We start from the raw sequence: 12,895 nt of genomic DNA, 5'->3' as shown, positions 1-12,895 counted from the left end.
CCTATGCCGCTGCGAGCTCGGCCATGAGCGCCGGCGCGAGGTCGCCGCGGCCCACGACCTGCACCTCGTCGAGGCCCTGCCATGCGGCCGCCTGCCACAACACGGGCAGCAGCCGCGCCGCCGTCTCGGCGGGGGCTCCGTGCTCGATCCAGGCGGACTGCACGCGCAGCACCTTGGCCTTGCGATCGCTCTTGAGGTCGACGCGGCCGACCACGTCGTCATCGATGAGCACCGGCAGCGAGTAGTAGCCGAACTTGCGCTCGGGCTCGGGCGTGTAGATCTCGATGCGGTAGTGGAAGTCGAACAACCGCTCGGTGCGCGGCCGGAACCACACCACCGGGTCGAACGGCGAGAGCACGGCGGCCGCCTCCATACGGCGCGGCCGGCGGGCGTCGCGATGCACCCACGCGGGCGTGGCGCGGCTGCCCGTGGTCCACCCGGGGACCTCGACGGGCATCAGCTCGCCGGCCTCGACGAGCTCGCCCACGGCGACGCGCACGGGCGCGCGCAGCATGCGCCAGTAGTCGGCGAGGTCGGCCTCGGTCGCGATGCCGAGTGCGATCGACGCACGGCGCACGAGCTCGCGCACGGCGTCGGCCTCGGGCGGCGCCGACTCGAGCAGCTCAGCGGCGAGCGCCTGCTCGGGGAGCGCGTACACGCGCTCGAACCGCACGCGCTCGACGCACACCACCTCGCCGACGCGGAACATCCACTCGAGCGTGCGCTTGACGTCGGACCAGCCCCACCACGGGCCGCGCCGCTCGTTGGCGTCGTGCTCGATCTCGCTCGCCCGCATGGGGCCGTTGGCCGCGAGCTCGCCGCGGAGCCAGTCGGCGAGCGTGCGGTTCTCGACGAGCCATCCGTTCCACTCGCTGCCCTTCTGCCGGTACTCCTCGCGGCGGAACTCGAACAGCGGCCACAGCTCGCGCGGGATGAAGGCGGCCTGGTGGGCCCAGGCCTCGACCATGCGCCCGCGGCGGCCCGTGGTGAGCCGGTCGAGCAGGCCTCGGTCGTAGGCGCCGAGGCGGCTGAACGCCGGCAGGTAGTGGCTGCGCTCGAACACGTTGACCGAGTCGATCTGCAGCACGCCGAGCCGGTCGACGAGGCCGGCGACCTGGCGCAGGCCCGGCTCGGCGGCGGCCGGGCGTCCGAAGCCCTGGGCAGCCAGGGCGATGCGCCGCGCGAGGGCGGGACTGACGGTGTCGACCATGATCCTCCGACCCTATCGGGGGCCACCGACAGCGTCCGGCGCATGCCCTGCCCGGAATGCGGCCCGCCTAGACTGGAGCGATGACGGGGTCGAGCGACCAGGGGCGGGGCAGGTTCGTCAAGCGACGGCGAGCCGCCGAGCGCGCGTCGCCGCCCGCGCCGCCGCACCGGGACGCCACCGACTCCATCCCGTTCGGCATGCGCATCGCCGCGGCCTGGTCGTGGCGGCTCCTGCTCATCGGCGGCGTGCTCGCGGTCGTGATCTTCCTCATCATCCAGCTGCGCCTCATCGTCATCCCGCTGCTCGTCGCGGTGCTGCTCGGCGCCCTGCTGGTGCCCTTCTCCCAGTTCCTCCAGCGCCACCGGTGGCCGAAGTGGCTCGCGGTCACGGTCGCGATGCTCTCCACGCTGATCGTCGTCGGCGGACTGCTCGCCGTCGGGATCTCGTTCATCGCGCGCGATCGCGACGAGCTCGTCGCGCAGAGCATCACCGCGTGGGACGAGTTCCGCGCGTGGCTCCTCGAGGGCCCGTTCCACATCACCGAGCAGCAGCTCAACGACTGGGCGGGGCAGATCTTCGAGTCGATCCAGCAGGACAGCAGCGTCCTCGTGACCGGCGCGCTCTCGCTCGGCTCGACGCTCGGGCACTTCCTCGCGGGCATGCTGCTGGCGCTCTTCGCGACCCTCTTCATCCTGATCGACGGCAAGCACATCTGGCGCTGGATCGTCGGCGTCTTCCCGAAGCGCGCCCGAGCGGCCGTCGACGGGGCCGGCCAGGCGGGCTGGGCGACGCTGCAGAACTTCGTCAAGGTGCAGATCCTCGTCGCCACGATCGACGCCATCGGCATCGGCCTCGGCGCGTTCCTGCTCGGTGTGCCGCTGGCCGTGCCGATCGCGATCCTCGTCTTCCTGGGCTCGTTCATCCCGATCGTCGGCGCGGTCGTCACCGGTGCGCTCGCGGTCTTCGTCGCGCTCATCTACAACGGCTGGGTCATCGCGCTCATCATGCTCGGCGTCGTGCTGCTCGTGCAGCAGGTCGAGGGGCACATCCTGCAGCCGCTCATCATGGGCACGGCCGTCAAGGTGCATCCGCTCGGGGTCGTCGTCGCGGTGGCCACCGGGTCGCTCCTCGCCGGCATCCCCGGTGCGCTGTTCGCCGTGCCCGTCGCCGCGGTCGTCAACGTGATGATCATCTACATCGCCGGCGGCAGTTGGAAGGGAGAGCCCGGCCCTCCCGCGACCGAGGCGCGTTCGCCGCTCTGGCGCACCGTGCCGCAACGACCCGGCTACCAGCGAGGAGAATGAACGAGTGATCACGACCATCCCGGGTCCGGGTCTCGCCGAGTTCGAGCGCGCGCGCGAGGTCGTGTCGCGCGTCGCCCGGCGCACGCCCATGGAGTCCTCGCAGTTCCTCGCCGAGCGGCTCGGCGTGCCCGTGCACCTCAAGTGCGAGAACCTGCAGCGCACGGGCTCCTACAAGCTCCGCGGCGCCTCCAACCGCATCGCGGCCCTGAGCGACGCCGAGCGCGAGCGCGGCGTCGTGGCGGCGTCGGCCGGCAACCACGCCCAGGGCGTCGCGTACGCGGCCCGCGAGCTCGGCATCCGCGCGACGATCTTCATGCCCGTCGGCGTCGCGCTGCCGAAGCTCGACGCGACCCGTGCCTACGGCGCCGACGTCATGCTCGTCGGCGACTCCATCGGCGAGACCATCGAGGCGGCCGAGGCGTTCGCCGCCGAGTCGGGCGCCGTCATGATCCCGCCCTTCGACCACCCCGACGTCATCGCGGGCCAGGGCACGCTCGGCCTCGAGATCCTCGAGCAGGCGCCCGCCGCCACGACCATCGTCGTGCCCATCGGCGGCGGCGGCCTCGCGGCCGGCATCGCCAGCGCGGCGAAGCAGCAGGCCGCGAAGGAGGGCCGTCCGCTGCGCATCGTCGGCGTGCAGGCCGAGAACGCGGCGCCCTACATCGCCTCGCTCGCGGCGGGGGAGCCGCGCCAGGTGCCGGTCGTGCCGACCATCGCCGACGGCATCGCCGTCTACCGCCCGGGCGAGCTGAACTTCGCGATCATCCGCGACACGATCGACGAGGTCGTGACCGTCACCGAAGACGACATCGCCCGCGCCCTGCTCGTGCTGCTCGAGCGCGCCAAGCTCGTGGTCGAGCCGGCGGGTGCGGTCGCCGTGGCCGCGATGATGACGGGCGCCGTGCAGTCCGACGGGCCCGTGGTCGCGGTGCTCTCGGGCGGGAACATCGATCCGCTGCTCATGCAGCGCGTGGTCGCGCACGGGCTCGCGGCATCCGACCGGTACCTCACCATCAGCGTCGGGCTGCCCGACCGCCCCGGCCAGCTCGCCCGGGTCGCGGCACTCCTCGCCGAGGCGAACGCCAACGTCGTCGAGGTGCTGCACACGCGGCACGGATCGGGCATGCAGATCACCGAGGTCGAGCTGCGCCTGTCGGTCGAGACCCGTGGTCCCGAGCACCGAGCCGCGGTCGTCGACGTGCTGCGCCGGGCCGGCTACGAGCCGCGCGTCGAGGTCGACTGAGCACGGGCGCGACAGCAGAACGACGGCGCACGGATGCCGCCGCGTCGCGCCGCGGCATCCGATCGCGCCTGGCCGACGACGACGGCCCCCGCGCACTGCGCAGGGGCCGTCGGACGTTCCGTGTGAGGGGAGCCTACTGGCCGCCCCAGGTCTCGACGCCGGTGACCTGCACCGAGATCTCGCGACCGTTGGGCGCGGTGTAGCTCGTCGAGTCGCCGACCTTCAGGCCGAGGATCGCCGCGCCGAGCGGCGACGACTCGCTGAAGACGTCGAGCTCGGAGTCGCCGGCGATCTCGCGGCTGCCGATGAGGAACCGCTCCTCGTCGCCCGCGATGACCGCGGTGATGACCGTGCCGGGCTCGACGACGCCCGACGACTCGGGCGCCTCGCCGACCTGCGCGGTGCGGAGCAGCTGCGTCAGCTGGCGGATGCGGGCCTCCTGCTTGCCCTGCTCGTCCTTCGCGGCGTGGTACCCGCCGTTCTCCTTGAGGTCACCCTCCTCACGCGCGGCCTCGATGCGCTTGGCGATCTCCTCGCGGCCGTGCGTCGAGAGCTGCTCGAGCTCGCCGGCGAGTCGGTCGAAGGCCTCCTGCGTGAGCCAGGTGACGGTGGCGTCCTGCGCCATGGTGCACTCCTGAAATAGACGTGACGCCCCGACGTCTGCCGGGGCGAATGCCCCATATTAGGTGAGCCAGCAGCTCGAAATCAAACCCGTGTTCGCCTCCCGGGCGACCCGGACGCGCTCGGTGAACGTGCGCAGGTGCCGGTCGGATGCCGGGATCTCGACGACCCGCCAGCCGACGACCGTGAAGTCCTCGTCGAGCGCCTGCACGACGCACGCCGTCGCGTTGCCCGGGGGCACCGAGAGGGTCCAGCTGACCTCGACGGCGCGCTCGTCGTTGAGCAGCCGGTGGCCCGTGTCGGTGGCCTGCACCGTCGGCTTCTGGCCGTCGAGCCCTGCCCAGACCACCCACGCGACGAGCACCACCGCGAACGCGATGGCCGCGCCGACGATGAGCCACCGATCGCGGGTGCGGTTGCGCGGGTTGCGGCCGTAGCGCGCGGCGAGCGCGTCGGTCTGCTGCTCGGCCACCGCCCGGCTCCTTCCACCCTCGATCGTCTAGGCTTGGATCAAGCCTAACCCCGCCCCGCGAAGCCGAGATCCTCGGTGAAAGTGAGTCCGATGCTCGCCGTGCCCGCCTGTTCCATCGTCGGAGCACGCTCGTGATCGCTGCCGTCCTGCCCGCCCTCGTCCGCGCCGCGACGGAGCAGCCCGATGAGGAGTTCGACCCGAACACCGTCACCCCCGGCGTCTGGGGCTTCGTGCTCACGTTCGTCATCATGGTGGTCGTCGTGCTGCTCGTGCTCGACATGGTGCGTCGCATCCGTCGCGTGAACTACCGTGCCGAGGTGCGCGAGCAGCTCGAGGCCGAGCGCCTCGAGCGGGAGTTCCTCGAGAGCGGGCTCGAGCGCGACCCGCTCGACGACCTCGACGACGTCGACGGCACGGATGCCACGGGCCGCCGCCCGCGCGACGGGCGCCCGGCGGGTTCCGACGACGACGAGCCGCCCACACGCTAGCTCGGCAGCCCCGGGTCACCGGGCCGAGGGCCGGGCCGGAACGTGCCGCGGCCCGTCAGGCCGCGTGGTACGCGGGTGCGATGGCGATGAGCAGCGTGGCCGTCCAGTGGCACATGAACGCCAGCACCGTGCAGGTGTGGAAGATCTCGTGGAACCCGAACGTGCCGGGCCAGGGGTTGGGCTTCTTCAGCCCGTAGACGACGGCGCCGATCGTGTAGAGCACGCCGCCCACGATGACGAGCACCATCATCGCGACGCTCGCCGCGAGCAGGTCGCCGAGGTACATGACCGCGGCCCAGCCGAGCAGCAGGTAGATCGGCACGTAGAGCCAGCGCGGCGCGGTGATCCAGAACACCCGGAAGCCGATGCCGAGCAGCGCTCCGCCCCACACGATGGCGAGCAGCACGAAGCCCTTGTCGGGCGGCAGTGCGAGGAGCGCGAGCGGCGTGTACGTTCCCGCGATGAGCAGGAAGATGTTGGCGTGGTCGATGCGCTTCAGCACGACCTTGGTGCGCGGCTTCCAGTTGAAGCGGTGGTAGAGCGCCGAGTTGCCGAACAGCAGCATCGACGTGAGCATGAACACCGCGCTCGCCCACTTCGCCCACGGTCCCTCGGCGAGCACGATGAGCACGATGCCCGCCGCGATCGTCACCGGGAAGGTGCCGGCGTGGATCCAGCCGCGCCACTTCGGCTTGACCTCCGCGGTGTAGGTGATGGAGTCGTCGAGGAGCGGGATGTTGGGCAGGTCGGGCCCGTGCGCCTCGCGACTGATCGCGACATCCGCCGTGTCGTCGGGCGCGACCGGGCCGTTGAGGTCGTCCGCGAGGGTGCCGGCATCGCGGTGGCGCTTCGGGGTCATGGAGACAGCGTAGGGCGTCCCCGATCACGATCCGCTGTGAGCCCGGCAGTCGCGGCGGGGTAGCGTAGTGCCGTGCAGACGAGCGATCAGCCCCTCGGTCGCGGCATCCTCTACCGCCTCTACCAGAACCGGCTCCGCCGCGGCCTCGATCCCGCGGCCCTTCCGCAGCACGTCGCGATGATCATCGACGGCAATCGGCGCTGGGCGAAGCAGCTCGGCTACGACTCCGCGGCGCACGGGCATCGGGCGGGCGCCGCGAAGATGCGCGAGTTCCTCGAGTGGTGCGACGACCTCGGCATCAGGGTCGTGACGCTCTACCTGCTCTCGAGCGACAACCTCGGCAACCGGCCGAGCGCCGAGCTCTCCGACCTGTTCGAGATCATCGCCGAGCTCGCCGAGGAGCTCTCGCACTACCGCGACTGGCGGGTGCAGCACGTCGGGTCGGATGCCGGCCTGCCCGAGCCGCTCGTCGCCGCGCTCGACGCGGCCGAGCACCGCACCGCCGACAAGCGCGGCCTGCACGTGAACCTGGCCGTCGGGTACGGCGGGCGCAAGGAGATCACCGACGCGATGCGCTCGATCGTGGCCTCCCACCACGCCGAGGGCCGCAGCCTCGAAGACCTGGCCGAGCGCCTCACGCCCGACCTGATCGGCGAGCACCTCTACACCGGCGGGCAGCCCGATCCCGACCTCGTCATCCGCACGTCGGGCGAGCAGCGGCTCAGCGACTTCATGCTGTGGCAGGCCGCGCACAGCGAGTTCTACTTCGTCGAAGCCCTCGGCCCCGACCTGCGCCAGGTCGACTTCCTGCGCGCGCTGCGCGACTACGAGAAGCGCCACCGCAGATTCGGCGGCTGACCCCGTTCTTTCCCGGGCTCCCGTTCTGCCATGATGAGGCTCGGAGAAGGGGGCGTACGTGACGATCGACGCATTCATCGCGGGCTTCACCGAGGAGCCCGGCTACCTCGACTACGGCCGGTTCGGTCCGCTCGCGACCCCGGCCGCCGAGGAGGCGTTCGCGCTCACCCAGGTGCTCGAGCGCGCGCGCCACGGCAGCGTCGACGTGTTCGCCGAGCAGGACGCCCGGGTGCGCGCCGCGGCATCCGCCCTGACCGGGTTCCCGGCCGACCAGGTCGTGTTCCAGCCGAACACGTCGCAGGGCATCATGCACGCGATGTTCGGGCTCACCGGCAGCGTGCTGCTGTCGCCGGGAGAGTTCCCGAGCCTGCCGATCGCCGCCGTGCGTGCGCAGGAAGCGCTGCACTCGGTGCAGCCCGTGTGGCTCGAGACCGACCACGGCAAGGTCACGCCCGGGCAGATCCGCGAGCAGCTCGAGACCAACGTCGCGGCCGTCGCGGTCAGCCTGGTCGACTCGCGCACGGGTTACCTCTGCGACATCGAGGGGATCCGCCAGGTCATCGGCGACCGGCTGCTCGTCGTCGACGCGATCCAGGGCTTCGGCGTCGTCGACGCGCCGTGGGCCGCGGCCGACGTCGTGCTGACGGGCGGCCAGAAGTGGTGCCGCGCAGGCTGGGGCACGGGCATCATGGCGCTGTCGGAGCGCGCGCTCGAGCGCCTCACGCCCGTGTTCTCGGGCTTCACGGGCACCGAGGAGGACGAGCCCTGGGGGCACGTTCCGCCGCCCGCGCCCGACGCGCGCGCCTACCGCGTGTCCAACCCCGATCCCATCGCCGAGGCGCGGTTCGCGGCCGCGCTCGAGGACATCGCCGCCGCGGGCGTACCCGCGATCAACGCGGCCATCACCGGCTGGGTGAGCCGCGTCATCGAGCTCGCCGACGAGTTCGCGCTCGCCGTCGTCAGCTCGCGCGACGAGCAGGAGCGCGCGGGCATCGTGGTGCTCGAGCCCCCCGCCGGCCAGGTCACCTACCTCACGGCGTCGCTGCACAACCACGGCGTGACCGCCACGACCCGCAACGGGCAGGTGCGCCTCAGCATGCACGCGGCGACCACCGAGGAGACCCTCGACATGCTGCGTGCGGCGTTCGTGTCGTACGGCACGGCCGCGTCGTACTGAGCGTCGCCACCGAGCCCAGCGGATGCCGCGGCATCCGCCCGCTCGCTCGCGCCGTCGGATGCCGCGGCATCCGTGCTCTCGTTCGTCACGAAGTGGCGTGGCACGGCGGAATCCCGCTCACGCCGTGGAATCCCGTTCCATCGGGATTCCAGCGCACGAACGGGATTCGAGCGGCAGGGTCGCGGATGCGATCCGGTCGACGCTTTGTGAACACGGTGTGAACGTTTCGCGTGTCGGAACCATCGGTGTCGGTGCGCCGACGTACGCTCAACCCATCGGGCAAGGTGCCTGATCGAGTCGGCTTCGTGAAGCGCTCGTGGAGGGATTCGCCGGCCGGCGCGAAAGCCGAGCGGAAGCTCGGGGCGGGAGCGATTGTGGCCTCACTCGATACCTCCAAGTCCGTCGGTCGGAACACCGGTCGCGCATCGCGGCCCGAAGGCGCGGCACCCACGGGTGCCGCGCAATCCGTGCGGACGTACGTGCTCGACACCTCGGTGCTCCTGTCGGATCCCCGGGCGCTGTTCCGCTTCGCCGAGCACGCGGTGGTCCTTCCTGTCGTCGTCATCACGGAGCTCGAGGCGAAGCGCAACGACCCCGAGATCGGGTACTTCGCGCGCCAGTCGCTGCGCATCCTCGACGAGCTGCGCGTCGAGCACGAGCGGCTCGACTTCCCGATCCCGGTCGGGGAGGGCGGCTCGCTGCGCGTGGAGCTCAACCACTCGAGCCCCTCGGTGCTGCCGAGCGGACTGCAGCTCGGCGACAACGACTCGCGCATCCTCGCCTGCGCCGCCAACCTCGCGAACGACGGCGTCGCCGTCACGGTGGTCTCGAAGGACCTGCCGCTGCGCGTGAAGGCCGCGTCAATCGGCCTCGACGCCCAGGAGTACCGCGCCGAGCTCGCCCCCGACTCCGGCTGGACCGGCATGGCCGAGCTCTCGCTCGGCTCGAACGACATGGCGAAGCTCTACGAGCACGAGCGGCTCGAGACGACCGAGGTCGAGGCGCTGCCCGTCAACACGGGCCTCGTGATCCACTCGGAGCGCGGGTCGGCCCTCGGCCGCGTCGTCGGCGACCACGAGGTGCGCCTCGTACGCGGCGACCGCGACATCTTCGGCGTGCACGGTCGCTCGGCCGAGCAGCGGCTCGCGATCGACCTGCTGCTCGACCCCGAGATCGGCATCCTCTCGCTCGGCGGCCGCGCCGGCACCGGCAAGTCGGCGCTCGCGCTGTGCGCCGGCCTCGAGATGGTGCTCGAGCGGCAGCAGCACAAGAAGATCATGGTGTTCCGCCCGCTGTACGCGGTCGGCGGGCAGGAGCTCGGCTACCTGCCGGGCGACCAGGGCGAGAAGATGAACCCTTGGGGCCAGGCCGTGTTCGACACGCTCGGCTCGGTGGTCTCCGACAACGCGCTCGACGAGGTCGTCGACCGGGGCATCCTCGAAGTGCTGCCGCTCACGCACATCCGCGGCCGCTCGCTGCACGACGCGTTCGTGATCGTCGACGAGGCCCAGTCGCTCGAGCGCAACGTGCTCCTCACGGTCCTGAGCCGCATCGGCCAGAACTCGCGGGTCGTGCTCACCCACGACGTCGCCCAGCGCGACAACCTGCGCGTCGGCCGCCACGACGGCGTCGCGAGCGTCATCGAGACGCTGAAGGGGCATCCGCTGTTCGCCCACGTCACGCTCACCCGCTCGGAGCGCTCGGCGATCGCCGCGCTCGTCTCGGAGATGCTCGACGGGGCCGAGCTCACCTGACTTCTCCTGAAGCTCGCGGGGCGGTGGGGGCCGCCCCGCGAGCGGAGGAGTCAGCCGTAGATCCGCTCCCCGTACGACGGCCCGTAGTACTCCTCGAGGACCTCGAGCGAGTCGTCGGGGCGTTCGAGCGTGCGGGCGATGACGGGGCGACGGGGTGCGGCATCGGGGGCCCAGGTGGTCGGATCCCACGTCTTCGAGCGCAGGAACGCCTTCGAGCAGTGGAAGAACACCTCGTCGATCGCGACCTCGAGCACGAGCGTCGGCACGTGGGTGCGGACGCGCATCCGCTCGGCGTACGGCACGTCGCGCAGGAGCCGGGCACGGCCGTTGACCCGCAGCGTGTCGCCGCGGCCCGGGATCACGAAGTCGAGCCCGACGTGCGGGTTCGCGAGGACGTTGTGGAAGCCGTCGGCGCGGCGGTTGCCCGGCCGCTCGGGCAGCGCGATCGTCGCGTCGTCGAGCACGAGCGCGAACCCGGGCGGATCGCCCTTCGGTGAGACGTCGGCGTTGCCCTCCGCGTCGGCGGTCGCGATGAAGCACAGCGGGGAGGCGGCGAGCCAGGCGCGGTCGAGCTCGTGCAGCCGGCCGCGCACCTTGTTCCGCGCCGTGGGCAGCGGCTGCCCGACGAGCTCCTCGAGCTCGGCGACCGACGTGACCGGGGTTCCTCCGTGATCCATGGCTCCCACGCTACGCCCGGGCGTGAGGAGGCACCGACGCGAGAGGAGGCCGGATCCGTGGATCCGACCTCCTCATGAGTCTCGTGCTGCGCTACGCCTTCGGCGGCCGCGTCATCGACAGCAGGTCGAGGGCCGCGTCGAGCTGCTCCTCGGTGAGCTCGCCGCGCTCGACGAAGCCGAGGTCGACGACGGCGTCGCGCACGGTGATGCCGTTCTTGACCGAGTGCTTCGCGATCTTCGCGGCGTTCTCGTAGCCGATGTGCTTGTTGAGCGGCGTGACAATCGACGGCGACATGCCGGCGAGCGCGTTGGTGCGCTCGAGGTTCGCCTCGAGGCCGTCGACGGTCTTGTCGGCGAGCGCGCGCGTCGAGTTCGCGAGCAGGCGGATCGACTCGAGCAGCGCGGTGCCCATGACGGGGATCTGCACGTTGAGCTCGAACGAGCCGGATGCCCCGGCCCACGCGATCGTGGCGTCGTTGCCGATGACCCGCGAGCAGACCATGAGCACCGCCTCGGGGATGACGGGGTTCACCTTGCCGGGCATGATCGACGAGCCGGGCTGCAGATCGGGGATGCTCAGCTCGCCGAGGCCGGTGTTCGGGCCCGAGCCCATCCAGCGCAGGTCGTTGCAGATCTTCGTGAGGCTGACGGCGATGGTGCGCAGGGCGCCGGATGCGTCGACGAGGCCGTCGCGGTTGGCCTGCGCCTCGAAGTGGTCGACCGCCTCGGTGATCGGCAGCTCGGTCTCCTGCTGGAGCAGCTCGATGACGAGCTGCGGGAAGCCCGCTGGCGTGTTGATGCCGGTGCCGACCGCGGTGCCGCCGAGCGGGACCTCGGCGACCCGGGGGAGGGCCGTGCGCACGCGCTCGATGCCGAGGCGCACCTGGCGGGCATAGCCGCCGAACTCCTGGCCGAGGGTGACGGGCGTCGCGTCCATGAGGTGCGTGCGGCCGGCCTTGACGACGTCGGCCCACAGCTCGGCCTTCGCCTCGAGCGCGACCGCGAGGTGGTCGAGCGCGGGGACGAGGTCGTCGATGAGGGCCGCGGTCACGGCGATGTGCACCGACGTCGGGAAGACGTCGTTCGACGACTGCGACGCGTTCACGTGGTCGTTCGGGTGCACCGGCGAGCCGAGCTTCTCGGTCGCGATCGTGGCGAGCACCTCGTTCATGTTCATGTTCGAGGAGGTGCCGGAGCCGGTCTGGTAGACGTCGACCGGGAAGTGCGCGACGACGTCGTGGCGGCCGGAGATGACCTCGTCGGCGGCGTCCTCGATCGCGCGGGCGATCGCCGGGTCGAGCACGCCGAGGCGGGCGTTCGCCTGCGCAGCGGCCTTCTTGATGCGGGCGAGGGCCTGGACCTGCTGGACCTCGAGGCCCGAGCCCGAGATGGGGAAGTTCTCGACGGCGCGCTGCGTCTGCGCCCGATAGAGCGCCGAGGCCGGCACCCTCACCTCGCCCATGGTGTCGTGCTCGATGCGGTACTCGGCGGCGTTGTCCACCACGGTGTGTTCCCCTTCGGTTGCGTGCCGGATGCCCCGGCCGGAAGCCGCTCGCGCGGCTGGGCGGCGTCAGATGCGGCCGAGGACGACGTCGGTCTCGGCGCGGCCCTCGACGAGCCGGTAGTTCGCGCCCACGACAGCCAGCGTACCCGCTGCCACCGCGTCGCCGATCACCTCGGATCGCTCGAGCATCTCGGCGACGGTGTCGCGCAGGTGCTCGCGACCGACGAACGCCGCGTCGATGTGGTCGACCTCGATCGACGCGCCCGGCTCGACCCCGGCGACGCGTCGCACCGCGGGGACGATCTTGCCGACGAGCGACGCGATGTGCGGCGGCAGCGGCGCGGCGTCGGCGCCCTGCGACTCGATCGCCGCACGCACCGCGCCGCAGTGGTCGTGGCCGAGCACCAGGATGAGGGGCACGCCCAGCACGCCGACGGCGTACTCGAGCGAGCCGAGCGCCGAGTCCGAGACGACCTGCCCCGCGTTGCGCACCACGAAGGCGTCGCCGAGCCCGATGTCGAAGATGATCTCGGCGGAAAGGCGCGAGTCGGAGCATCCGAAGATCGCCACCAGCGGCCGCTGCACCTGGGCGAGCTCGCGCCGGCGATCGACGTCTTGACGCGGATGCCGCGGCTCACCCGCGATGAACCGCTGGTTGCCGGCTCGCAGCTCGCGCCAGGCCTCGGCGGGGGACTCGGTTCGGCGTTCGGTCGGCTGCTCGCTCACAG

Annotated in this window: 13 protein-coding genes; 6 read left to right on the top strand and 7 right to left on the bottom strand. The window is 71.6% G+C overall.

What is annotated here, in order from left to right:
• Position 1 precedes the first annotated feature (1 nt).
• A complete protein-coding gene (locus ACWEOH_RS19060; RefSeq protein WP_452033647.1) occupies positions 2 to 1,210 on the bottom strand; it encodes a winged helix-turn-helix domain-containing protein in 1,209 nt (402 codons plus the stop codon).
• Positions 1,211 to 1,290: 80 nt separating this feature from the next.
• Here ACWEOH_RS19060 and ACWEOH_RS19055 point away from each other — a divergent pair, with 80 nt between their 5' ends.
• Positions 1,291 to 2,514: an AI-2E family transporter gene (locus ACWEOH_RS19055; protein ID WP_452033645.1), complete on the top strand. Its 1,224-nt coding sequence runs from the start codon at positions 1,291 to 1,293 to the stop codon at positions 2,512 to 2,514.
• A 4-nt stretch (positions 2,515 to 2,518) separates the two neighbouring features.
• Complete coding sequence (ilvA, locus tag ACWEOH_RS19050; protein WP_452033643.1) at positions 2,519 to 3,757, top strand: threonine ammonia-lyase; 1,239 nt, start codon at positions 2,519 to 2,521, stop codon at positions 3,755 to 3,757.
• A gap of 133 nt (positions 3,758 to 3,890) precedes the next feature.
• Here the strand turns inward: ilvA and greA are convergent, their stop codons facing one another.
• Together greA and ACWEOH_RS19040 are read right to left on the bottom strand one after the other, a co-directional pair.
• On the bottom strand, positions 3,891 to 4,382 hold the full coding sequence (greA, locus tag ACWEOH_RS19045; protein ID WP_452033641.1) for a transcription elongation factor GreA: 492 nt from the start codon (positions 4,380 to 4,382) through the stop codon (positions 3,891 to 3,893).
• A 57-nt stretch (positions 4,383 to 4,439) separates the two neighbouring features.
• Complete coding sequence (locus tag ACWEOH_RS19040; protein WP_452033639.1) at positions 4,440 to 4,850, bottom strand: DUF4307 domain-containing protein; 411 nt, start codon at positions 4,848 to 4,850, stop codon at positions 4,440 to 4,442.
• 131 nt (positions 4,851 to 4,981) lie between these two features.
• Between ACWEOH_RS19040 and ACWEOH_RS19035 the strand changes: the two genes are divergently transcribed.
• A complete protein-coding gene (locus ACWEOH_RS19035; RefSeq protein ID WP_452033637.1) occupies positions 4,982 to 5,338 on the top strand; it encodes a hypothetical protein in 357 nt (118 codons plus the stop codon).
• A 55-nt stretch (positions 5,339 to 5,393) separates the two neighbouring features.
• On the opposite strand, the gene trhA is transcribed toward ACWEOH_RS19035, so the two are convergent.
• The gene (trhA, locus tag ACWEOH_RS19030) at positions 5,394 to 6,197 is read right to left on the bottom strand and encodes a PAQR family membrane homeostasis protein TrhA (RefSeq protein ID WP_452033635.1); all 804 of its coding nucleotides are present in this window, start codon (positions 6,195 to 6,197) and stop codon (positions 5,394 to 5,396) included.
• A gap of 72 nt (positions 6,198 to 6,269) precedes the next feature.
• Here trhA and ACWEOH_RS19025 point away from each other — a divergent pair, with 72 nt between their 5' ends.
• From ACWEOH_RS19025 to ACWEOH_RS19015, 3 genes are all read left to right on the top strand, one after another.
• Positions 6,270 to 7,055 (top strand): isoprenyl transferase, encoded by a 786-nt coding sequence (locus ACWEOH_RS19025; protein ID WP_452033633.1) that lies wholly within the window; start codon positions 6,270 to 6,272, stop codon positions 7,053 to 7,055.
• A 58-nt stretch (positions 7,056 to 7,113) separates the two neighbouring features.
• On the top strand, positions 7,114 to 8,232 hold the full coding sequence (locus ACWEOH_RS19020) for an aminotransferase class V-fold PLP-dependent enzyme (protein WP_452033631.1): 1,119 nt from the start codon (positions 7,114 to 7,116) through the stop codon (positions 8,230 to 8,232).
• A 374-nt stretch (positions 8,233 to 8,606) separates the two neighbouring features.
• Complete coding sequence (locus tag ACWEOH_RS19015) at positions 8,607 to 9,986, top strand: PhoH family protein (protein WP_452033629.1); 1,380 nt, start codon at positions 8,607 to 8,609, stop codon at positions 9,984 to 9,986.
• 50 nt (positions 9,987 to 10,036) lie between these two features.
• Here the strand turns inward: ACWEOH_RS19015 and ACWEOH_RS19010 are convergent, their stop codons facing one another.
• From ACWEOH_RS19010 to ACWEOH_RS19000, 3 genes are all read right to left on the bottom strand, one after another.
• Complete coding sequence (locus ACWEOH_RS19010; RefSeq protein WP_452033627.1) at positions 10,037 to 10,663, bottom strand: MSMEG_1061 family FMN-dependent PPOX-type flavoprotein; 627 nt, start codon at positions 10,661 to 10,663, stop codon at positions 10,037 to 10,039.
• Positions 10,664 to 10,754: 91 nt separating this feature from the next.
• Positions 10,755 to 12,167 (bottom strand): class II fumarate hydratase, encoded by a 1,413-nt coding sequence (locus ACWEOH_RS19005; RefSeq protein WP_452033625.1) that lies wholly within the window; start codon positions 12,165 to 12,167, stop codon positions 10,755 to 10,757.
• 66 nt (positions 12,168 to 12,233) lie between these two features.
• Entirely contained in the window at positions 12,234 to 12,893 is a 660-nt protein-coding gene (locus ACWEOH_RS19000) for a carbonic anhydrase (RefSeq protein ID WP_452033623.1), read from the bottom strand.
• Positions 12,894 to 12,895 lie beyond the last annotated feature (2 nt).

The sequence above is a fragment of the Agromyces sp. NPDC004153 genome, assembly GCF_053603635.1.
Note: the sequence above shows the minus strand (reverse complement) of the source record. Positions and strands in the feature narration are given on the sequence as shown.